This is a genomic window from Chryseobacterium sp. Tr-659 (assembly GCF_011752975.1).
Classification (GTDB): Bacteria; Bacteroidota; Bacteroidia; order Flavobacteriales; family Weeksellaceae; genus Chryseobacterium.
Genome location: NZ_VWWP01000003.1, coordinates 140,101 through 163,024 on the forward strand (window position 1 = coordinate 140,101; position 22,924 = coordinate 163,024).

21 protein-coding genes, 4 tRNA genes and 1 riboswitch are annotated in these 22,924 nt (G+C 36.4%); of the genes, 9 read left to right on the plus strand and 16 right to left on the minus strand.

The window, feature by feature from the left end:
* Positions 1–330 precede the first annotated feature (330 nt).
* The 4 genes from F3J23_RS08295 to F3J23_RS08310 all read right to left on the minus strand — a co-directional run bounded on the left by F3J23_RS08295 (position 331) and on the right by F3J23_RS08310 (position 4,633).
* Positions 331–846: a hypothetical protein gene (locus F3J23_RS08295; RefSeq protein WP_167026893.1), complete on the minus strand. Its 516-nt coding sequence runs from the start codon at positions 844–846 to the stop codon at positions 331–333.
* 224 nt (positions 847–1,070) lie between these two features.
* The gene (locus tag F3J23_RS08300; protein WP_167026895.1) at positions 1,071–1,523 is read right to left on the minus strand and encodes a hypothetical protein; all 453 of its coding nucleotides are present in this window, start codon (positions 1,521–1,523) and stop codon (positions 1,071–1,073) included.
* Positions 1,523–1,903: a RidA family protein gene (locus F3J23_RS08305; RefSeq protein ID WP_167026898.1), complete on the minus strand. Its 381-nt coding sequence runs from the start codon at positions 1,901–1,903 to the stop codon at positions 1,523–1,525. The genes F3J23_RS08300 and F3J23_RS08305 overlap by 1 nt, the downstream gene beginning before the upstream one ends.
* A 144-nt stretch (positions 1,904–2,047) precedes the next feature.
* Positions 2,048–4,633 carry a putative LPS assembly protein LptD gene (locus F3J23_RS08310; protein ID WP_167026901.1) on the minus strand — a complete coding sequence of 862 codons (2,586 nt, stop codon included), beginning with the start codon at positions 4,631–4,633 and terminating at the stop codon, positions 2,048–2,050.
* A 53-nt stretch (positions 4,634–4,686) separates the two neighbouring features.
* Between F3J23_RS08310 and F3J23_RS08315 the strand changes: the two genes are divergently transcribed.
* From F3J23_RS08315 to F3J23_RS08355, 9 genes are all read left to right on the plus strand, one after another.
* On the plus strand, positions 4,687–5,973 hold the full coding sequence (locus F3J23_RS08315) for an N-acetylmuramoyl-L-alanine amidase (protein WP_185156442.1): 1,287 nt from the start codon (positions 4,687–4,689) through the stop codon (positions 5,971–5,973).
* A 59-nt stretch (positions 5,974–6,032) separates the two neighbouring features.
* Positions 6,033–6,104: transfer RNA gene (locus tag F3J23_RS08320), tRNA-Glu, on the plus strand.
* Positions 6,105–6,455: 351 nt separating this feature from the next.
* A complete protein-coding gene (locus tag F3J23_RS08325) occupies positions 6,456–6,776 on the plus strand; it encodes a hypothetical protein (protein WP_167026904.1) in 321 nt (106 codons plus the stop codon).
* Positions 6,777–6,842: 66 nt separating this feature from the next.
* Positions 6,843–7,097, plus strand: coding sequence for a 30S ribosomal protein S20 (gene rpsT / locus F3J23_RS08330; protein WP_167026907.1), 255 nt, complete (start codon positions 6,843–6,845; stop codon positions 7,095–7,097).
* A gap of 10 nt (positions 7,098–7,107) precedes the next feature.
* Positions 7,108–7,179, plus strand: a tRNA-Glu gene (locus F3J23_RS08335).
* Between the two features lie 83 nt (positions 7,180–7,262).
* Positions 7,263–7,334, plus strand: a tRNA-Glu gene (locus tag F3J23_RS08340).
* 64 nt (positions 7,335–7,398) lie between these two features.
* Positions 7,399–7,470: transfer RNA gene (locus F3J23_RS08345), tRNA-Glu, on the plus strand.
* A gap of 373 nt (positions 7,471–7,843) precedes the next feature.
* Entirely contained in the window at positions 7,844–8,614 is a 771-nt protein-coding gene (locus F3J23_RS08350; protein ID WP_167026910.1) for a T9SS type A sorting domain-containing protein, read from the plus strand.
* A gap of 215 nt (positions 8,615–8,829) precedes the next feature.
* The gene (locus F3J23_RS08355) at positions 8,830–9,618 is read left to right on the plus strand and encodes a T9SS type A sorting domain-containing protein (RefSeq protein ID WP_167026913.1); all 789 of its coding nucleotides are present in this window, start codon (positions 8,830–8,832) and stop codon (positions 9,616–9,618) included.
* A gap of 152 nt (positions 9,619–9,770) precedes the next feature.
* Here F3J23_RS08355 and F3J23_RS08360 read toward each other — a convergent pair whose 3' ends face one another.
* The 12 genes from F3J23_RS08360 to F3J23_RS08415 all read right to left on the minus strand — a co-directional run bounded on the left by F3J23_RS08360 (position 9,771) and on the right by F3J23_RS08415 (position 22,530).
* Positions 9,771–12,029 (minus strand): DUF5074 domain-containing protein, encoded by a 2,259-nt coding sequence (locus tag F3J23_RS08360; RefSeq protein ID WP_167026916.1) that lies wholly within the window; start codon positions 12,027–12,029, stop codon positions 9,771–9,773.
* 32 nt (positions 12,030–12,061) lie between these two features.
* On the minus strand, positions 12,062–13,255 hold the full coding sequence (locus tag F3J23_RS08365) for a cell surface protein (protein WP_167026919.1): 1,194 nt from the start codon (positions 13,253–13,255) through the stop codon (positions 12,062–12,064).
* 14 nt (positions 13,256–13,269) lie between these two features.
* On the minus strand, positions 13,270–14,403 hold the full coding sequence (locus tag F3J23_RS08370) for a YncE family protein (protein WP_167026923.1): 1,134 nt from the start codon (positions 14,401–14,403) through the stop codon (positions 13,270–13,272).
* Positions 14,400–16,433 (minus strand): TonB-dependent receptor plug domain-containing protein, encoded by a 2,034-nt coding sequence (locus tag F3J23_RS08375; RefSeq protein ID WP_167026926.1) that lies wholly within the window; start codon positions 16,431–16,433, stop codon positions 14,400–14,402. The genes F3J23_RS08370 and F3J23_RS08375 overlap by 4 nt, the downstream gene beginning before the upstream one ends.
* A 109-nt stretch (positions 16,434–16,542) precedes the next feature.
* A riboswitch (cobalamin riboswitch) is annotated at positions 16,543–16,727 on the minus strand.
* 93 nt (positions 16,728–16,820) lie between these two features.
* Positions 16,821–17,768: a transporter gene (locus tag F3J23_RS08380; protein ID WP_167026929.1), complete on the minus strand. Its 948-nt coding sequence runs from the start codon at positions 17,766–17,768 to the stop codon at positions 16,821–16,823.
* Between the two features lie 12 nt (positions 17,769–17,780).
* Positions 17,781–18,830, minus strand: coding sequence for a cytochrome-c peroxidase (locus tag F3J23_RS08385; RefSeq protein WP_185156443.1), 1,050 nt, complete (start codon positions 18,828–18,830; stop codon positions 17,781–17,783).
* Positions 18,823–19,650, minus strand: coding sequence for an MbnP family protein (locus tag F3J23_RS08390; protein WP_167026932.1), 828 nt, complete (start codon positions 19,648–19,650; stop codon positions 18,823–18,825). The genes F3J23_RS08385 and F3J23_RS08390 overlap by 8 nt, the downstream gene beginning before the upstream one ends.
* A 198-nt stretch (positions 19,651–19,848) precedes the next feature.
* Entirely contained in the window at positions 19,849–20,217 is a 369-nt protein-coding gene (locus F3J23_RS08395) for a hypothetical protein (protein ID WP_228455297.1), read from the minus strand.
* A 4-nt stretch (positions 20,218–20,221) separates the two neighbouring features.
* Positions 20,222–20,896 (minus strand): superoxide dismutase, encoded by a 675-nt coding sequence (locus tag F3J23_RS08400; RefSeq protein ID WP_167026935.1) that lies wholly within the window; start codon positions 20,894–20,896, stop codon positions 20,222–20,224.
* A 170-nt stretch (positions 20,897–21,066) separates the two neighbouring features.
* Entirely contained in the window at positions 21,067–21,744 is a 678-nt protein-coding gene (locus F3J23_RS08405; RefSeq protein ID WP_185156444.1) for an SCO family protein, read from the minus strand.
* Positions 21,731–22,006 (minus strand): YHS domain-containing protein, encoded by a 276-nt coding sequence (locus F3J23_RS08410; RefSeq protein WP_167026938.1) that lies wholly within the window; start codon positions 22,004–22,006, stop codon positions 21,731–21,733. The genes F3J23_RS08405 and F3J23_RS08410 overlap by 14 nt, the downstream gene beginning before the upstream one ends.
* A 161-nt stretch (positions 22,007–22,167) precedes the next feature.
* On the minus strand, positions 22,168–22,530 hold the full coding sequence (locus tag F3J23_RS08415; protein ID WP_167026941.1) for a hypothetical protein: 363 nt from the start codon (positions 22,528–22,530) through the stop codon (positions 22,168–22,170).
* Positions 22,531–22,924: the final 394 nt, after the last annotated feature.

Consider the following 22,924-nt stretch of genomic DNA (forward strand, 5'->3'; position numbering starts at 1 on the left):
GTAAGTGATACCGGCACTTATAATACCACACATACTTTACTGGAAATCATTTCTTTCACAATTATTTACAGAAAAAGATCAGTTCCTCTACTATGGTAGTTTCTTAAAGTGAGAGAAGGAACCATAGAAAGAACATTTTCAATAATAGAAAAACTCAAATGCATTTACGTAGGTGACTTTGTAAGACATAAAAATTTTCTATCAGGTAACTTTACACTATCCGGAGCTGTACATACATTCAGTCATAGATAACAGATAAAAGAAACCTTAAAAACAGCTGAAACAGCTGCTCTTATAAATTTTGCGGTACAAAAATGATATATAAAAAAATTATTGAAGTTTCCTTACCAGAACATCTGGCTGCTCACCTTTAGGCACAATGAAGATCGCTTCATCGTTAACAGACTCCTGAGAATCCAGATAATAGCCTGCGGTTACAGTCATATAACTCTGTACATACTTTCGGTCGCTATTATACTCCCAGTATGCTACCCTTATACGATGCGGCTTCAGTCCCACTGAAATTCTTTTGGAAGTAAGTCTCGCCCCCGTAGCATTAACACAGCTTAATTCAAAAAGTCCTACTTTATCAGAAGTATCGTCTAAAGATCCTAACAAATCTGAAGTTGAAGAAAGCCTTATATTAAAGGATTTCCCAGTATTGTTTTTAACATTTACTGCAACCTTATACCTGTCGTACTCTACTTTTCTGACATTAACTGTTTCCTTGTTGATAACGTAAAAAGAAACAGCAAAACCATCCGTATTCAGAGTTTCATTTTCTCTTATCTTTTGGGAATAACAATTCATTGTCATTCCTAAAAGAACAATAACCATTTTTTTCATCTAAAATTGTGTTTTAATTAAATCAAAAAGCGATTTAATAGTGACAAAATTAACATATAGACCATGATGATGAAAATTCCACAGCGTTAATAATTGTTATAAAAAAGAATAGCTAACACTTATTAACGCCTGATGTAGAAGGCATTTGAGTATTTTACAAAAAAAAATCATAGCAGAAAGACCTGCTATGATTAATATATAGTGTGTATTTATATAATTGGAGATTAATCTCTTTTCATTTTATCAGCAATTCTCTTTTTCTTGTTGCGTTCATAAATAACTTCTACAATCTTACCTCCAATCCAGGAAAACGGAAAAAAAGTAAGGAAGATCGATATTTTATAAAATGTAGGATGATACGGAAATATGATCACATCCAGCATCGCAATGAAAAGCATGATAAAGCCGATTAAAATAGCATAAGCTACTTTAGCATATTTAACGATGATTGCCGTTGCAACACCTCCAATGGTAGTCCCCAATCCGGAAATAAACAGGAGAAAGCCGAAAAATGCCTTATCATCTTTCATACTGAAAAGAAACCTCTGCCAATGCTCAAACGGAGCAAAAGCTTCAAAAGTAACCCATTGCGGGAAAGCCCTTATACCAAGGGTAATAATAAGCCCCGCAATACCAAGGCCTATCAACACCGCAATTGTATTTCTTATAAAGTTCATTAATCCTGATGTGCAATCATAGAAATTTCGATATCCACATTTTTAGGCAGGCAGGAAACCTGTACAGTCTCACGTGCCGGATAACTATCTGCATCTAAGTAAGATGCATAGATATCATTCATTACGGCAAAATCATCCATACTTTTAAGGAAGATCGTAGCTTTTACAACATTTTTAAAAGTCATTCCGGCTTCTGTAAGAATAGCTTCAAGGTTTTTCATTACCTGATGGGTTTCTTTTTCGATTCCTTCTACTAATTTACCTGTTGCAGGATCTACAGGAATCTGCCCGGAAATATATAAAACTCCGTTAGCCAGATTTGCTTGTGAATAAGGTCCGATAGCTGCCGGTGCATTAACTGTATTGATTATTTGTTTCATATGTGGATATTTATTTTTTTTCTAAACCATATGTCATCACTATATGTTGAATTCGTTGGTTGGAAAATTTCACCAACAGTGATTTCATTAGAATTTATTCTGGTTGCAAATATAAAATTTATATTATCAATTGCCAATCGGATATTAGAAAGGAGCATTTGGCTGTGTAAAACTTCTGTCTTTATACTTCAATGCATCGCTTAAGATATTGGCTTTGATACCGATAAAGAAGTCATATACTTTATACTGTCCGAAAGGAACCCAGTTGAAATTGATCGTAAAACTTCGCTGATCTCTGGAGAAACCAATTCTTGTGTAAGCCAATTCTTTGGTCACCATATCATAATGTGTACTTCCGTTGATATTCCAGTAAGGAGTAAGCTTAATGCTACCATCTAATCCTATGGATGCTATTTTATTTGCAAATCTGCTCAGTCCTTTTGAATAGGCATAGTTGGCACTTACGTTTAATGTCCATGTCTGGTCAAAATGAGCGTAATGATCATCATCAAAATAATAATTTTCATTCCTTACCTCTCCTTTCATGGAATACTTCTTAGCATAATCCGTTTTTTCTCCAAAGATCTCGCTGCTTAGAGGATAAGATAACTGAACATTGAATCCCTGTACACTGAAGTGGCCGAACTGTTCTGTTCTTATTCCCGTATCCTGGCCCGGAGTAAAGGCAATTTTATAAGGTTCAAGCGTAAGACTTGTATTTACAGTAAGCTTATTATTGAAGAAAGAAGACTGTCCGTTGATTGAGAAAACAGACCATGGGTGATCTTTAGCGGCAAAGTTATAGCTTCCCGCAAGGTTTAAAGATTCGAAGATCTTAACTTTTTTCACCCCTGTAGAATCGCTTTTGGATTTCACTTTCATTTCGATATTGTTACCGATATTGAATCCTAATGCTCCTACCATTCCACTTGAAGGGCTTCCAATAATTCCTTTTTCAAAAATAGAATAAGGAGTAAGTGCTCCGTTGGCATTGTAATAATTTCTATAATAACCGAAGTTAGGGCTAGAAAAATCCGGAGAATAGGTGAACCCGATACTTGGAGTCATCATGTGTCTGATGGCTTCTATTGTAGATCCTTTTTTAAATTTCAACATTCCATAAAGCATTGTCTGAAGACTGGCCGTAGTGGAGAACGTAGAATATCCAGTGAAGTTTTTATTGATATCATCTACCGTAACATTCTTTATCGGATCATAGTATCTGTTAAGCGTTTTTGTCGTTAAAGCATTGTCAATATTTGCACTTAAACTGAATGTGAAATATTTTGCCAGTGTAGTATTTGTTGCTAAAGCGATATTATTTTTCAGTCCGGTCTGCATTTTATCCCACATTTCTTTTTTAAACAGTTCGTTTTCCTGTGTATTTACGAAATTGGTAAGATTGAAGCCGGTATTTACCGTAATATTTTCAAGGAGCCCCTGTCTTATTCCGGTTTTTGATTTGAACAGATAGAACTGGTTAATGGCTACATTCATCTGAGGAAGACGAAGATCAGCAAGTCCTGTTGCAAAGTTCTGCGAGTAAGAAGCCGTACCGGTAATAGTCATCGGTAATTTCAAAAATCTTTTGGTAAGTGTTACCGTAGAGTTCTGCTGGGTATTCAATACATTCTGATTGAAAATGTAGTTGTTATTAAGCGGATTGTTATAAAACTTTGTACTTACGATATCCACAGAGGCACTAAACGTAAGGAAAGGATTGGCTTTCGAATCCTGCGAATGCGTCCAGTTGATTCTATAGGTACTGTTTTTTGTATAATCATCCAGCCCTTTGATCCCTCTTACCATGGTTCCGATATCTGCATTAAAAGATCCTGAATAACGGTACTTTTTCTGATAATTCATCTGTGGACGAAGGTTCCAGCTGCCTTTTGTATAGATATCTGCCAGTACTTTAAGATCGAAGTGTTCACCAATCGGCTGGTAATATCCGATTCCGTTCAGGAAGAATCCTACATCTTCTCTTTCCCCAAAACTTGGGATCAGAATTCCGGCAGCCCTTTTATCAGAAAACGGTAAAATAGCAAACGGCAGATAAAGCGGTGTAGGAACCTGTTCAATAAACATCTGAATAGGGCCGGTAACGATCTGCGATTTATTTTTGGTTTTAATAAGCTTAATATTATAAGCTCTCATAAAATAATCTGCTGCCGTATCTTTTTTCTTTATGAAATAATCATCGGTAGTATAATCCGCTTTTCTCATTGCGAATACCGAATCATTATATTTTTTTGTTTTCTGTGCAATAATTACCCCTTCGCTTTCCTCTGTTCTTGCATTGAAAGCGATGGCTTGTTTGGTCTTCGTATTATAACTGAACTCGTTGGTTTCGTATTTTTTCCCTGCCTGTGTGGTAATTACAGGTTCAATAATCTTTCCTAAAGAGTCTTGTTTTCCTCTGGCATAGATCAGATTTTTATTATCATCAATGGAAATATAATCTGCATCAATCTGCATATCCTGGTATTTTACCTGTGCATTCTTATTAAGGAATGTCATTTTCTTAGGGATATCTCTTCTCTGGTCGTCGGCTTTTGTACGAAGAACATCATCCAAAGCTTCTTTTTTTACAACTATGGTATCCTTTTTGGAAATAGTATCATTAACCGCATTTTTAGGCAATTTTTCGGGCGTTTTCTGTGCTAAAAAATTGTTAAAAATTAGGATAATTAAAATTTGTAATATATTTTTGAGGACGGTTTTGGCCAATTTTATTCTATATAATTAAGGCCCAAAATTAATATAATTTTTATAACTGTAAGATGCACAAACAAAATTTTAAAATAATTTTATCATTTCTCCTTATCCTAACCAGCAACTTTATTTTCTCTCAGAAGAAGTTTACGATCGTTCTGGATGCGGGTCACGGAGGAAGTGATCATGGAGCCAACAGGACTTATTCTGACATTGGAAGAGTGGCCGAAAAAGACATTACACTCGCTATTACGTTAAAAGTGGGGGCAATGCTTGAGAAAAACAGAGATTTTAAAGTAATATATACCCGTAAGATCGATGAATATCCGTCTTTATCCGACAGAACCAACCTGGCTAACAGAAGTAAAGCGGATCTGTTTGTATCAATTCACTGTAATTCTTCTGCAAGGCCTACCGCTTATGGAACGGAAACTTACGTACAGGGACCGAACCAGAACAACGAAAATCTTGAGGTAGCAAAAAGAGAGAATGACGTAATCTTTCTGGATGAAAAAGATAAGCAGACCTTCGGATCTTATAATCCTGATTCTCCGGAATCTTTAATTGCGTTAAAACTTCAGCAAAGTAAGTATCTGGAATCCAGTCTTCTTTTAGGAGGATTGGTAGAAGATAATTTCGTGAACAAAGACAAGAGATTCTCCAGAGGTGTTTTCCAAAAAAACCTTCACGTTCTGCGTATGAACGCCATGCCATCTGTACTGATAGAAACCGGTTTCATCAATCATCCGGAGGAAAGCCATTATATTGCTTCAGAAAAAGGACAGGATGAGATTGCAGAAAGTATATACAATGCCATCATTGATTATAAGAAAGCGATTGACAGAAAATCCGGAGGTTCTATCGCCGTTAAAAAACCGGAACCGGAAAAACCGGCAGAAGTTCCTCTGAAAAATGATTTCAGAATACTGTTGATGAGTTCTCCTACCAAGTACAATGAAAATGATCCTGCTCTGAAAGGGTTAAATTACATTCTTACCCTAAAAGAAAACGGACAATACAAATATTACTACGCTGTAACTAATATGGCTTCTGTAAAAGATATTAACCTTAAGACGGCTAAGGATGCAGGATTCCGGAATGCTTTTGCCGTAGGATTCATGCCTAATCAGAGAATCAGCATGGGATACTATACTATAGAAGTATATGCAGGTGAAAAGCTGAATGGAAATTCATACATTCTTCAGAACCTTAAAGATGTGGAAAGAGAGAAAGACAGTGGTGTTTTCTATTACACTTATGGAAAAATTTACACATTGGAAGATGCTGTAAAACTTCAAAAAGAACTTGAAGCTAAGGGCATCAAGAACACGGTAATACAAAAAGTTTATAAATAAATTTTTAAAATAATTTTGAAGTTTAAAAGTGAATAACTACTTTTGCAACCTCAAAATTTGGCCTATTCGTCTAGTGGTCAGGACTCAAGATTTTCATTCTTGCAACAGGGGTTCGATTCCCCTATAGGCTACTTATATCAACCTTTAACTTTCGCTGATTGTTAAAGGTTTTTTATTTCTATACTTACCTGTTTTCCTTTTGAATATATCATAAGTTATAAGGTTTTTAGAAAGAGGTACTCAAAAAAAGAAAATTTCTGAAAAATGCAGTCCATTGATACGCTGATTCTTATTAAAAAAATCGTGTTAGTTTCTTCTAAAAAAGCATTCTATTGAAATTATATATCACAAAAGCCTTATATTTGCAAAAATTTTTAAATAAATTTAGCCATAATTGCTCATGCGGATGTGGTGACACTGATGAAAAATATTATTGATAAATCATTGCAAACAATGATTTACGAACTATCAAATTTTATGTCATGCCGGATTTAAAAATACAAGAAGCGAAATTGCTTTTTAAGAAAATCCACTCTAACCCAAAAAGTTATGATTTAAAAATCAATGAAGACGGGATTACAGGCAGAGATGATAAAATCAGTTTCAGACTTTACAGGACTGGAGAAAGGGTTGCTTTTGAAGTAACAATAGATGAACTTACTTTCACCAATACGACTGGAGAATGGAACAACGCACTGATCATGTTAGGAAACACGATCAAAAAAATAGAAAAAGAACAGGAAAATTTAAAAATAGAACAGGCAATAGATAAGCTTAGAAAGTACCTTTCAGAAGAAAATTAAAATTTTTGAAAATAAATTTGGTAGTTTAAGAAAAAGTTTATAGTTTTGCACTCACATTTAAACGATATGGCAAATCATAAATCAGCGTTAAAGAGAATTAGACAAAACGAAACGAAAAGACTTCGTAACAGATACTATCACAAGACTGCAAGAACTGCAATGAAAGTTTTGAGAAGTGAAGAAGATAAAGCTGCTGCAACAGAGCAACTGCCAAAAGTTATCGCTTTATTGGATAAATTAGCTAAGAAAAATATTATCCACAAAAACAAAGCGGCTAACTTAAAAAGCAAATTAACTAAGCACGTTAATAAATTAGCGTAAAAGTATAGCTGGCCCGTTCGTCTATCGGTTAGGACCTCAGATTTTCATTCTGGTAAGAGGGGTTCGATTCCCCTACGGGCTACTTAAAATCTTGAAAAACCACTGTATAACATCAGTGGTTTTTTAAAGACAAAACAAAAAGCTATTCTTTACAACACTCTAACCGGCCCGTTCGTCTATCGGTTAGGACCTCAGATTTTCATTCTGGTAAGAGGGGTTCGATTCCCCTACGGGCTACAAACTAAGAGTTGATACTTATAAAAACAAAACTAACACATCATTTTGGTGATGGAAGATAGAGGGCCCGTTCGTCTATCGGTTAGGACCTCAGATTTTCATTCTGGTAAGAGGGGTTCGATTCCCCTACGGGCTACAAAAGGACTTTTTCGAAAGTCCTTTTTTCGTTTTGATACACCTACTCCGCTTTATTTAATGCTTTTATTGAAGCATAAAGCAGGATCAATCTCATTGATTCTTTCCAAGTAAATATTCTTCGTCAAAAAATTTCTTTTCCTTGTTCACTTTACTATTACCTGAGCGATAGAATATTGTTTATTACAATCAACAAAAGTTACATTCCTGTTAGCAGCAAATTTTAAGACCAATTCATTTTTCCGGACTGTCCAGGTTATTAAAGGAATATTAAATTTTCATTAAAAAAGTCACCAATTATAGAAATATTATTTCTTAGTATTTCTTTTAATCCTTAAATTTGAATAAAACTATTCATTCAAAATAAAAATAACATGAAATTTAATTTACTTTTGGGAAATCAATTCTCACTTAAAGCTTCATTGATTGCTTTAGCTTTAATCTCAGTCAATACTTTGTTTGCACAGAACAGAATTTATGCTCATGCACAAAATTCAGGGGTATTTGGAGTCGCTTGTTTAGGATGCCGTGTAGATAATCCTTTAAATGCGGTTGGAAATAATGAAGACGACTATTCTACTATGGTACTTGGAACAGCTTTATTAGGAGGGATTCAGCAAACATTGCTGTTTCCTGATCTCAGGTCAGACACCAGGCTGGTTGTAGGTATCGGAACAGATAACATTCCTTTATCTGTACAGTTATTAAGCGGTGTAACATTAGAAACCATGAACGGAGGAACTTCTAACGAAGACAGAAGAACGATAGATGTAAGTCTTCTTAAGCTAGGAGCAACTCCAAACAGGGGTACCGTGGAATTCAAACCGGAAAAGCCTTATGATGGGGTTAGAATAGGTTTAACCGGAGGAGTATTAAGTCTTGGTGGGGGATTCAGAATTTATTATGCTTACCAGGATCCTTTGATCAATATTATGGCAAACAGCAAGAACGGACAGGTAACTCTTGATGGCAATGTAGCTTTCGAAGGCTCTGAAATAACATTAACAAATCCATCAGGAAAAGAAGTATTCCGTTCTACTCTGAGATCGAAGACGTTCGAGTCTCAACAGCCTGAAGGTGTTTACATCATGACTCTTCAAACCAAGGAAGGAAAGATGTATTCGAAGAAAATTATTATAAAATAATTGATAAGGGACAGACTCAGTCCGGCAGGTTTTTCAACCTGCCGGACTTTTTATTTTTAAAAGGAAACAAAATGATTCACAGTTAAATAAAACAAATTCATAATTATAAATATCAACAAATTATTAACAAATCACATAAATATGAAATAAAATAATCAACATAATCTTTTTATTCATAAATTTACACAAAGCTGAAACCCAAAATCTTTCTACATATGAAAACTCATTTATTACTTAGCCGACGCACATTAAAAGCAGCTGTGCTGGCTACATCCCTATTTTTAACGAGCACAATGTCTTTTGCGCAAATTGTGAAAACGTATGCAAGCAGCCAAACCAGTCAGGTATATGGAGTTTGCTTAGGTTGTGGTGTGCTAAATCCTCAAAATGCAGTGGGAAGCAATGAAAATGATTATTCTACCCTGCAGGTTTCTATTGGCTTATTAGCAAGAACTGAGCAGACATTAATTTTCCCGACAACCAACATTGCCAATAATACCAATAAGCTTGTTATTGGAATCGGATCAAACGGAACTCCGTTATCTGCACAGGTATTGGGAGGTGTATCTATTGAGACCTTTAACGGAGATGTATCAAACAATGATTACCAAAGCTTAACCAGCAGCATCATCAAACTTGGAGATACAGATCCTAGCAAAGGAGAGATTGAGCTTACAATGAACATCCCTTTTGACCGTATCAAAATAAATGTAAACTCAGGCCTGCTTAATATAGGTGGTGAACTTAGAGTATACTACGGATACCAATACAAAGATCCATTTATCAACTTTATGGCTCACAGCCAAAATGGACAAATCACTCTTGATAAAAATATTCAGGCGGAAGGCTCTGAAGTTACTTTAACCAATACCTCAGGTAAAGAAGTATTCCGTACTAAACTGAAATCAAATTCATTTGAGGCTCAACAACCTGAAGGAGTATATATTATGAACCTTACCACAAAAGAAGGGAAAACATACTCTAAAAAAGTGATTATTAAATAAGAAAAAAACATAACAAGTCGAACCCGGCAAGCCTTTTAGGCTTGCCGGGTTTTTATATGACTTTGTATTGCTGATATTCTTATTAATGAATAAAAAACCCTGGCCAGATTCAGCCAGGGTTAGATTGATAAGATCAACGATTTAAAATCATATTAATTCTTAATTAATTTTTGTTGATATACAGCTTTATCCGTAACTGCTTTCAGAATATAAACACCTTTTGGAAGTGTGCTTACATTGATCTGCCCATTATTCAACTGTGCATTAACGGCTCTACCCGAAGCATCGTAAATAGAAACGTTTTGAATTTTCTCCTGTGTTTTAATGGTAAGGATGTCAGTAACCGGATTCGGATAAATACCAAATTCAAGTTTTTTCACTTCAGCGGTTGCTAAAGTGGACGCAGTACTGTTTACCATTAGTGTTTTTTCCACTAATTTACCATTTGAGTTAAAGCTGATCACAATATCAGATGTTCCTGAAGTAAGCGGTGTCAGAACCAGCTCATCGTTATTGTTAATAACAGCAGAAACAGCTGTAGGATTACTGTTTGATTTTATAGTTTTAACAATGGCTACCGTCATATTATCAGCATCGGAAACCACGGTTTTCAAATCAATTGTAGTAGCACTTCCAGCTGTAACCTGCGAAGGCAAAATATTGCTTACAGCAGGGACTGAGTTATTGGTAAATACCGCAATTGAAGGGAACCAATAGTAATCGTTCAGTGTTTTGGTATTGATAAGGGCTCCAGTCATATCGTAAGTATGAATCCAGTTTTTCTGATAGTGAGCTCCAAATCCGCTTTCTGTGGTGTTTAAAACAAGTTCGCCGGTAACGGGGTTTATACGAAGAGCCGCACCGTAAGGAATTTGTTTAAATTGCCCTGTCTGCCCCGGAATGGCAGCAAAATTTTCATTAAATGTTTTTGCCGTAACATCAAATCTTACAATCTGTGTTCCTGAGCTAAAGCTGCTGATTGAATTAATCCAGTATAATGCATTCTCTTTATTGCTCGCTGTAAATCTCCCTGCATTCCAAGCTCCCCAGTCTCCGATATATTTTGTTGTAGGAATATTATACTCCTGTGTTGCAAAAGTGGTAGGATTGATACTGATCAGCTTCTGATTCTGAATTCCCCAAACACTTCCGTCTTTAGCCTGAACTACTGAATAGAAACCTCCTGCAATTGTACTCACTACGGTATCTGTATTAGGATCAATAACTAAAATACCGGCATTTTGCTTCACTGCAAATACATATTGTGAAGTACGGATCATATTTCCGATCTGTCCGTTACCTCCTGTTCCGGCAATCAGAGTACCAACCTGTAAATTATCAATATTAAAAAGAACAATTCCTGTAGAAGTTCCAATATAGCCTTTGTGTTCATTTACTCCAACAAATGATCTTCCGTCTCCACCTCCAATGTTATTAAAGCCGGCAATTTTCTGCATTGTCTGTGCATTGGCGATCACTAATCTTCCTCCAGGAGTATATTGAGTATCTCCTCCGTCAGCAGCCTGCTTTGATACAAAATAGAATTTATCTCCATAAATTGTTCCGTATTGCGTAGTTGCTCCGAAAGCCTGATTATTGTTTACATTACTATACACACGGTAATTAATCTGACCGTTATTGTCAATAAAATTTACGGAACCATTGGTATGACCAAACCATTCTTCGTTAACCAAAAAATATCCGTTCGTAAAGTTTGCAGAAGCTACATAAGGTGAAACTGGCGTAAGTGTAGAAGAAACCGGCGTTTGATTAAATCCTACATTAAAGTTCCAGACATCCCATGAACCATTTTCCAATGTACGTGAAGAAGCTCCCACATTAGAATATCCAAAATCTGCATCTGCAGGGTCTTTTACCCAGTAAGACCAATACCCGTTAGTGGTCCATCCGGACTGCCAATGATCATTTGCAGCATCTACAATAGTATAGCTGTCAAAATCATAAGCTGTTGTATTAACAAATCCATCAACAGGATATAAAGGATAAGTTGTATTTCCGTTTTTGATCAGGGCATTGGTATTCTGCCCGTTCAGGTCAAAACCTATTCCACCTACTGCTGATCCGAATTGTGTACCCTGATAAAGCAGTGTAAATAATCTGTGGTCTGCCTTGGCAATAGCTTTCAGCATATCTTCTCCTGTAGCATTTCCATCCCATTTGAATCCCCAAACCATAGCATCTGGATTTTTACTGTCATTCCATTGTACTACAAAAGCTGCCTGGTTCGCTCCGGACCCCACCCAATACTGAATATCAGAAAAACTGATCGTAGTGGTATTAAGTTTGCCGATCCCTGAAATATCATTTCGGGGTACACCCTGAACTTTTATCTGTGCATTCGATACGCATGCAAACAGAAAAAGCATCATAAAAAGATAAAACTTTTTCATTTTTTATTAATTTAATTAAATAGATTGAATTATTATTTGAAATGCAAGTCATAAACTCCCGCAACTTCTGTAGAAACTTCACCCAGCCAGCCAGCTTCCTGATTGACTCCTGTATAAATTTTCATAAAATCGACTCCCGGAAGTTTCACATATTTTCCGTTTCTGTCTACTGCCCAGGAAATATCAATATTCGAAGCTTCATCTTTATTGGGTGCATTATCTGCATATCCGAACTCATAGGATTTCCCTACCCAATATGATCCGTCTCCATTCTGATCGTAAAAATTGTTTGCAAGTCTGGTCCCGGAAAAACCGTAAGAAGTCTCTGTAAACCATAATGGATAATAACTTTGTGAATTAAAAGTATTTTTTGTTTTAAACCCCTGGTTTCCGAGATTGTCTTTCCACTTAATATATTCTATATCTGTCTGCCAAAACTCGCTGCCGGGTACAGGAACTTTATTTTCGTCAGGCTTATAATAAGTGATGCTGTAATCTTTAACGGTTGTATTTTTGAAATACTCACTGCCGGCAATTTCATACCACTCATCATTATCAGGTTTTCCATTTTTATTTCTGTCATAAGCAACCATAATAATCCCCGGCTCACAGGAACCTGAGCGCGGATCATTCGCACTATCTCCAAAAAATGCATTTCCGAGCACTTTAAAATCTCTTCCATTCAGGTTCGGGATGGTATGATCAAATCCAAAAACAACATATCCTCCATATCCTCCAAGGCTGATCATAGTAGAGCTGCCTCCCACTAATGATTCATTGGCTTTCTGAAGCATATCCGTTGAAGTATTTCCAATTTCATACTCAGGAATTTCATTCATAAACTGCCCTACGGCAGGACGGAACTCCAATACTTTGGCGATATATTTACTGTAAGGTATCTTTTCTTTGGTAACGATAATTTTAGAATGATATACCTGTTCGTTTCCTTTATTGTTAATTTTTAAAGTCAGAGGATAAGCATCCGCTTTCGGACTGATAAACTCAAGTTCTGAGCTTTGCGAAATAATAGAATCATTGATACTCCATGTAACAGATCCCGAAGCATGGGTAGGGATGGTTAAAACCTTAAAACGTTCAATGGAATAGGAATCATCCAGACCGTTAAATGCAAATTCATCTTCATCATTATGTTTACAGGCTATCACACCAGTAAGAAGACATGATAAAAATCCGATTTTTAAATAGGTAAAGGTATTTCTGTTCATTTCTTAAAGTTTGATTATTTGTATAAAAAAGCGAAGTGTGCCGGAATATTTCCACCTTCGGTTTTCCATTTAAAATGTCCGTTTTTATCGAAGCAATACACAAACCCCATGGCTACATAATTTCTGGCGTCTGTAATGTAAATATCTTCAGTAATTGGATTTACTGCAATTCCGTAAGGTGTTTTAATGGCAGCTTCATATTCCTTGTCAAAAATTCGATTAGCGATGATTTCTTCTGTTTTTACATCAATAATTCCGAAGGATTTTTTATAGCTGTGGGTATTGTAATTGAATTCGTTTCCGTAGAAATAGAGTTTATCATTTACGATTGTCATTTCACTGACTGACAAATGGAAATCTTTTTTGACGGTTCCTGTTGCCGCATCTATAAGGTATAAACTGGAAGGAACGGTATAATAATCCCCTCTTGAGCTTACATACAGATCACCATAATTATCTTTCTTAAGATGGTGAAGGTTGATGGCAACATCTAGTTTTTTGATTTCTGTAAAACTATTCAGATCTATTACAGAAACCGTATTATCATAATTAGGGGCACGATATCCTCCGGAATTGGCAACAAATAAGCGATTTCCTACAATTTCCATCTCCTCTGGCTGATAGCCCACTGTTACCTCTCTCTGAATGGAAAGAGAAACGGTATCAATCTCCACTACTTTTCCTTTAGGTGCTTTCGGGTTGATGTCTACTGGTCCTGCATAACTGCTGGCATAACCTTTTCCATCTTTAAACGTTAAGTACCTGCAGTTCTGTAATGGAATAGAGGTAATACGTTTAGCCGTCTTGGCATCAAGCACCTCAATTTTATTGGAAACATTGACAACAATGTATAATTTGTTTCCATAGATTTTAATATCATTTCCTACATCGCCCAGCTCTTTCACTACATTCGGGTTAATTTCCGCATAGATATTCCGGAAATAAGTTCCCTTGGTATAATCAAAAAAATCCAGGGTACATTTATTACTTCCCATATTCCCTTCATTCAACATGTAAAAGCCTTTTATTGCAGTATTTTCAGAAGGAAGGCCTTCTACAACTTCCTGGCGGACAATAATATCATCTGTACGGCATGAGGTAAGAAAAGCTAATACAAAAAGTAAAAGATAAAAGTTTAGTTTTCTCATAGGGTGAAGTTTAGAATAAGTTTAAAGTTTCTTCCGGGCATCGGATAGTTGATCACCACATCATAATATTGATTGAAAATATTATTCATCTCAAGGCTTACTTTAAATTGATGATTTGCCCAGTTGAATTTCTTTTGAACGGAAAGATCATGGGTATACCAGGGCTGCACATAATTGTATTGTATATTGTCCTGATTCACGTCATACCGCTCTCCCACATACATGGCGCTGTAATTGAAACTCCAGTCTTTATAATCTGCCATCAAACTGAAGGATCCGCTATGCCATGGGGTATAGGGAATCTGATTCCGGTAGAAAGTATCTTCAGGATCACTCATATCTTTTGCACTTTGGTACGTGTAAGAAAGTAATGGTCTAAGCTTTACTTTTCCCAATTGTACTTCAGTCTGGACATTTACATCAGCTCCTATAATTTCAACCAGCCCAAGATTCATCATCAGCCAGCGGAACATGCTTCCGTTAGGAGCCGCTATAATTTTGTCCTGTACTTTATTGTAATATCCATCCACTTTAGCGTAGAAGGTTTTAAAGAACCGGTTGTTATAATTTTTCTGATAGGTAAATCCTATGTCATATTGATTGGTAAATTCCGGCTTCAGGGAAGTATTTCCGATATTTGTGTAGTACAAATCATTGAACGTAGGGAGTCGGAAAATCCTTTTATAGAAAGCTCTGAGGGTAAGTTCAGGAATTATTTCAGGCTGGTAGCTCATAAATACGGAAGGCGTCCATTCTCTGCTGTCTCCCGGTCTTTTATTTTTTCTTACTTCTTCGAAAGTAAATGTTCCTAAAAGGCTTCCCAGGATTTTAAACCTGTTCCACTGATAGGTTGTTGCCAAAGCCACTAATGTAGTGTAACGCGTAGGATAAGAAAAGTTATCCAGATTGGCATCAAGGTTATTGTACTGAAAATCTCCGCTTAGACTGACGTCCCAATTGGGTGTAATAGAATATATATTGGATGAAGAAAGGTATACTTCTCTTTGGATATAAACGTTATCTGTATGAATAATAGATTGCGAACGAACCGTATCCATAAAGTGGGTATAATCGTAAGCAAATTTAGCTTTCAGCTGTGTTTCAAACTTTGGAAACAGCTTTTTCCTAAAGTTGGCCTGTACAAAATAGTTCTCATCTGAAAGCCTTGCTCCTCTGCCTCCAAAACGACCGTTAACAATGGGCGCGGGCATTCCCCGGTCTGAAATATAACCATACCCTCTTATATTCCAGCTTCCGTTATTTAAAGTTCCATTGAGGGAAGTTTCAAAACGTTTTGCTTTGATGTCCGAATCCTGTCTTTTTGCGATCGTATCATAGGCCTGCTGCCCATCCGGATATTTTTTTGCATATCGAAATCGGTAGATTCCGTCACTCTGCATAAATTCTCCACTGAAACTTGTAGAAATCCTGTCCGATATTTTCTGTTCCAACCGGAATGAAGGATTGAAAAGGTCTATGGATGCACTTTTTGCTCTTATCACAAGATTGGTTTTCCTTTTTCCTTTAAATACAGGAGTTTTGGGCTGTAAATAGATAGACCCTGAGGAACCGAAGTCTTTTGCAGGCTGAAAAATCTCACTTTTCTGCCCATTATATAAAGATATTTCTTCAAGGTCATCTAAAGAATACCTTCCCAGATCTACCAATCCGTTCTGTGCATTTCCCAATTGAATTCCATCATAAAAAACACCTACGTGCTGGCTTCCAAGACTTCGTATATTGATCGTCTTTAACCCTCCTATTCCGCCATAGTCTTTGATTTGAACCCCGGAAAAATACCGAAGTGCATCTGCTACGGACTGACTGTTCAATCTTTCAAGCTGCTCTCCCTGTATAACCTGAGCAGGAATAATTTCTTTAAAATTCTTTTTGTAAAGACTGATCACCTTGATGGTTTCTTCCTGGAGACTGTCTTTTTTCTTTGTTTGGGAAAACAGGAGTTGGGATGTTAACACCAGTACTGTGAAAACAACCTTATGAATCGGGGATGTAGTTGGTTTTGCCACCATTAGCTCATTTAAGGATAATGATGACGCTAATGGATATAAGAAAGCAACGACAAAGCACAGCTGTCACTGCACAGAATCATTGATGTCCTAAGCTTTATTCCACGAAAGCGTCAAACGATTATTTTCTGGCAGGTCTTCTGACTTACTCCATTTTTGAAATCCTTCCCATTAAAAACAGTGGATATATTTTCAAAAACCTTGGTACGGAGCTTACAGCAGCGGGTCTGTTCCGGATTCTCACCGGATTCCCTTTTTAAGAGCTTTTTAGGGCTCACCAAATTTCCGGCAAAGATAGAGAATTATTCCTAAACCCCAACTAAAATCATGATTCATAAACAATTAAAGCTCCCAAAGGAGCTTTAACATTATTTTAAAAAGGGTTTTGTTTTAAATTCCAATATTCAGAAAAATACTGAATCTCGATTTTGCTTCAATATCTCCACCCGCCAAATGGGTATACACCGGAAGCATTACTTCACTTCCCAGACTCAGCTTTTTATAAGAGGCTTCAAATCCTAATTTTCCATACAATGCACTCCCTGCAGTATTAGGCAGGGCTTCATTAAATTGTTTATTCTGAGCATATACTTCTCCCTGAATACCTGTTTTTACAGAAAATATGGATTTTTCATTTCCTGCAATCTGATAAAAGCCTGTCGCAGCATAGTTCCATTGATTTCCGAAACGGTAATTTTTTTTATTCTCCGTTTTAATGGTATAGTCTGTATTCACCAGTACCGCAACTTTGTTTTTTTGAAACTTATAATTCAAAGCAGCCTGATAATCCCAGCTTCCCGTTCCCAGCTGAAAACTCGGATTGACGCCGGAAACTCCTTTTTCATCAAATTTTCCTAAAGGAAGTTTTACACCCAAACCTCCACTCAGGTGATGAAAATTATCTTTAGAACTCATCAGCTGGTAAATTCCCATCACATTTAAATCTCCTATTCCATTGATTCTGATATCTCCCTGCATGGTTTTCTTTTCATGAAAATGGAAGGGCAGGCTTGCGTAAACACTCAGTCTTTTGGTCAACGGGATCTTTCCCCAAAGCTGTAATGTATTGAAATACTGATCCTGTGTAAGGTCTTTTACAAATAGATTTTCTTTCGCTTTATAATGTTGTGCAAAATATTTGATCCCGATAAATTGTGGGTTCAATAAAGACTCAAAACCGGAGGATCCGTTACCGGCGGCACATCCGCAGGCATCACAATCATCATCAAAATCGAATCTGCTAAAATGATCAGGTGCCATATAAACACTGTCTCGAATGGTTTTAGCAGGGTTGAAATTGAATATCATTAAGCTTAGTATTAATATAATCTTCTTCATGTTGTCTTTCAGTTATTCTGCAAATTTGGGGTTAGATATAAAACTTTTATCGGACAGGGTTTTCAGAAAGGCTATAATCTGCTGCTTTTCCTGACTGTTCATAACAATCCCAATATGTCCGCCTTTTTTCAATTGAGGATCCAGATTAGGATTATCTTCCACATGATCTGAATAAAAATTCAGAACGGCTTCTAAGGTGTAAAATCTTCCGTCATGCATATAAGGTGCTGTATATTCTACATTTCTCAAACTGGGAACCCTGAATTTCATCCAGTCCACCTGATCAAGGGTAACCCGGTAACGGCCGGCATCTTTGAACTCTGTATTGTAATACATTCCCGTATTCCGGAAACTTTCATCTGTGAAAAGTTCTCCACTGTGACAGGAAGCACATTTCTGACTGAATAAGGCCATTCCCTGAGATTCTTCGGAAGACAATGACTCTTTCCCCTGGCGGTATCTGTCATACTTTGAATCTGCAGAAATCATTGAAGCCATAAACTGAGATAATGCTTTTAAAATTCTCTCACCGGTAATCGTTTCGTCTCCATATGCATCTCTGAAGAGCTTTTTATACTTCTGATCTCCTTTCAGTTTCGAAATAGCTTCCGGTATGGAGCTGTCCATTTCATTCACATCTGTAATCGGGCTGATAGGCTGTTCATTAAGGTTATGAATTACGCCATCCCACATATATCTTTTCAGAAAGGCCATATTTTGAATTGGCGGGGCATTTCTGATCCCAATTCTGTCATCAACACCATGGCTAACGGTATGCCCATGATGGGTAAAGGCATTTTCCTGAATATGGCAGAAACCGCATGAAATGGTATTATTTCTTGAAAGCCTGCCTTCATAAAATAGTTTCCGCCCAAGTTCTAACCCATTTCTGGTCACAGGATTAGCTGATTGATCAAATGTCATTTCTGGAAAGTAAGAGGGAAACTTAAGATTATATGCTTCGTCTTTTTCCAGCGGTTGAATAACCTCATCAGAACAAGAAATACAACCCAGCAGAAAAACAAGGAGAAACAGTATCGTTTTTACAAAAAAATTAATCATTATGAACGTGGTCTACTTTAAACATTTTTGTAAGATTATTGGTAACATCTGCCAAATGTCCGCTTGACCCCATCATCATGTCATTATCTGCTGTAAGCGTTAGTATTTTATCTCCACTCAGAAACTGGTTCAGGTCTGCAAGAATATGAATTGAAGGGCGGATGTTCCCTGTAACTCTCGCGGTAGTTGGAAGGTTCAATGTGATTTCACGATAGAGATCCGGTGTATTATTGGCTGTTGTATTTCCCATATTTCCGGTATGGTTCATAAATTCCTTTGTTGGAGCACCTGTTCCGTATTTCCCTTCCAGTTTTACAAAAACATATCCTGCCGCCCAGGACCATGACATTCCTTTCTGTTTGGCTTTTGTCCAGAATTCAGCTTGTCCGTCCTGGCCCAGTAAATAAGCTTTCTGACTGATCCCTAAACCAAATTTTATCTTTTTATAATTATTTTTCGGAATCCCGTCTAGGTTTAAATATACAACTCCCGCTACAGCATCTGCCTGATCTACAATAAATGCCCCTTTATCCGGGTTGTTTTCATTGTACTTAAATTCATTTCCGTTTTCGTCAATCAATGTAATATTGCTGACTACATATTTCAAGGTAGAAAAATTATGTTTTTGTCCCGACGAAGATGTCTGAACAGTCTGGTTTAATACGATATTTCCTAGATTATTGAACCCGTTTTCGAATTTGATCTGAAGACTTCCGGGCGTAGTATCCTGGGGATTATCATCATCTCTGCTTCCACATGAAGCTAATGTAATGAGTGTAAAAGCAATAAGGAATAGTGATAAAAATTTATAAATTTTCATTGTTGATTTTTTAAGTTGAATAGATACAATAGATTTATTTTGAATACTAAAAAGCATTCATTATTTACCGCAAAAGACACAAAATATCTAAAACTTTGGTCCACTTTCCGGACATAAAACCTCAGGCTTATTTAAAATCTCTTAAATAAACTTTTGGAACTTTTGCAGTAAAATTTTTATACGTAAATAAATGTAAACTTAAAAAACCGGTGGTTTGAAAATGTGAGCAAGAAACAAGAAAGAATAGGCTGTTTCGTAGGTAAAACTGAAGTTGAAAAACGGAAACTTTTCCGTGGCAGTGATTTCTGCAGTCTCAGGAAGAATATAAATATCTAAGATTTTCTGCCCTGAATTTTTTGCCTTTTGTAAAGGTGAAGATTCGGAATCATTAACTTTCGCCAGCTCCTTATTCAGATAACATTTTCCATTACAATGAACTTCGGGCCTGGATTTATTGATACAGAGAACCTTCGTAATATAATCATAATTTACAGCATACTCTACCAGGGGTATCAGAGGCCTGAACACCATATACAAGGTAAAAAGTATGCTGTAAAATAATTTCATGAACTTATTTTTTACTTAATACTTCATCATATCTTCTGCTTACTTCTTTCCAGTTCAGTACATTCCAGATTGCTGAAAGATAGTCTGCTCTTTTGTTTTGATATTTTAAATAATAAGCATGCTCCCAAACATCAATTCCAAGAATAGGAGTTCCTTTTTCTTCTACAATATCCATCAATGGATTATCCTGATTAGGGGTTGACGAAACGAATAGTTTTCCGTTTTTATCCACAGAAAGCCACGCCCATCCGGAGCCGAAACGATCTGCACCCGCTTTACTCATTTTCTCTTTAAAAGCATCAAGGCTTCCAAAAGTTTCATTAATTGCCTTTGCCAATTTTGCAGATGGCTGCGTATTTTTTTCCGGAGTAAGAATTGTCCAGAAAAGTTCGTGGTTATAGTGGCCTCCGGCATTGTTTCTTACAGCAGGGCTTAATTTGGAAGTTTCTGCAAGGATCTGAACTAAAGTCTGTTTTTCCTGTGGCGTTCCTGCAATAGCCTTATTCAGGTTGCTGGTATAAGCTGCACCATGTTTTGAATAGTGTATTTCCATGGTTTGGGCATCAATTGATCCCTCCAATGCATTATAAGCATATGGCAGCGGTGTCTGCTTGAACTGAGCCAGTGTAAACTGAGCTGCGAAAACTGCACTTACAGCAGCTATTTTCAAAATCTTCATAACGTTTTTGTTTATGGTTTAATATTGTTTTTTTATTGGCGGGAAGATGGAAGCGGGGTGATGGAAGTAATCTGCAACATGCTATGAATTTTTCAACTTCTAACTTCTATGGCTATTTATTTTATCGCCCAAGAGTACATACAGCTTCCAGCTTCACTCTCCTATCTCTCTTATTTCAATAATTTCTTAATATCTTCAATCAGGATTTCCCTGTCCGGGTGATACCTCCCCGTAAGCTTCGGAGTTTTACCTTCCGGATCTTCATAATTTAATCCTGAATAATACAAAATAGGCATATTCTCTTTGTTATATCTACAGCGAATGTTTCCTTCCTGGTCTACCAGCGCAATCATTCCACTATGATTAAGACTTTCTCCTTCATCTTCCTTATCACCAACATAGATATTGAACTGGTCTGCAAGATTACCGATATAAGTTCTGTCTCCGGTTAAAAAATGCCAGTTGGGAGATTGGGCTCCTATTCTCTGCGCATGTTCTTTCAGTGCTTGAGGGGTATCGTTTACTGGATCAATGCTTATGGAGATTATTCCAAAGTTCGGATCATTGATCTGATTCTGGATCGCCTTCATATTGGTATTCATTACAGGGCAAATGGTAGGGCATTTACTGAAGAAGAACTCAACCAGATACACTTTTCCCAGCATATCCCTGTTGGTAATTTTTTTATTGTTCTGATCGGTGAGTTCAAAATCGGGAACTTTCATTACCGTATAGAGATTCTTTTTAAAATATCCCATTCCTACACCAATACCCAGGAAAAGAAGTGCTATAACCGCAATGGGTATAATGACTTTACTTTTATTATTGGTCTTTTTATTTTTGGACATACTTTTCAGGGCTTTTTTTGAATTCATCTTTGCAGTAAGCGCTGCAAAAACCGTACATTTTATCTTTATACATGGTAGTATCTTTCAGAAATTCGGCTGTTTTCATATGACAGATCGGATCTTCTTCATTCACTACCTTAATATTGTTCAAATTTTCCTTTGAAGAGCTCATATGGCTTTTATGCTTTACCTGAGGCGTTTCTTTAGCACACGAAAATAAGGATATGGACAGCAGTGCAGCCACAATAATTGGAGATTTCATTTTAATGTTAAATTGAAATTGATAATGTTAAATAAAATTTTGTCTCAAAGTATTACAAAAGACACAAAAAATCCATGAATTTCATCTTAGTGATCTTATAAATTCCGGGTCAAATGATAGTACTTCCAAGCAAAAACTAAAATCTTAGTTTAATTTAAATTTTATACCAACGGCGGATGAAATATCCTGGAAAAGTATTCTGAAGAGTGGGAATTGAAGTAACTTGAATCCGGAATTTCAGAGAGAAGTTCAGAATTCAGGTTCTCAGAGAACGAAAGAATATCGTTAGAAAGAAATACATCTAATCCGGCAATCTTTATAGTTTGAGAACTATTGGACTGCTTTTCGGTCTTAGCCAGCTCTTTTTCCACATAACATTTTCCTTTACAGGTTGACTGTGGCACATTTCTGTTCTCACAAAGATTCTTTACGATGTAGTCATAATTAATGGCATAATTCACCAATGGCAAAACCGGACGTACTGCTACTGTAAAAATGATGAATATGGAAATCAATAATCTCAACTACTTTGTTCTCTGCTGCAAATATACTACTTCAAAATTGTTTTATGCTCTATTTATGATGAATGTCATTGGTGCTTGTTAGGATCAGATATTAGTTCTTAACTGTTACCCAGAAAAATTACAAAACTGTATCTGCTGTCTTGTTGCTATTATTCCGAAATTTGATGATACATTTTGATCTTTGGATCAAATATCTTCCTGTTAAAATTTAGTTCTTTATAAAAAGTTTAATCTTGTTAATAAAAGCTCTGTGGGGTCTCCTAAGGAGCTTTTTGTTTTGTTAGCATATACAAATATTTATGGTGTGTCATGTAAAAACAAAAGCTCCACCGAAAATTCAGCAGAGCTTTTATTGAATATAATTTAGTTGTGTTTATTATCGATTAAGATCCTT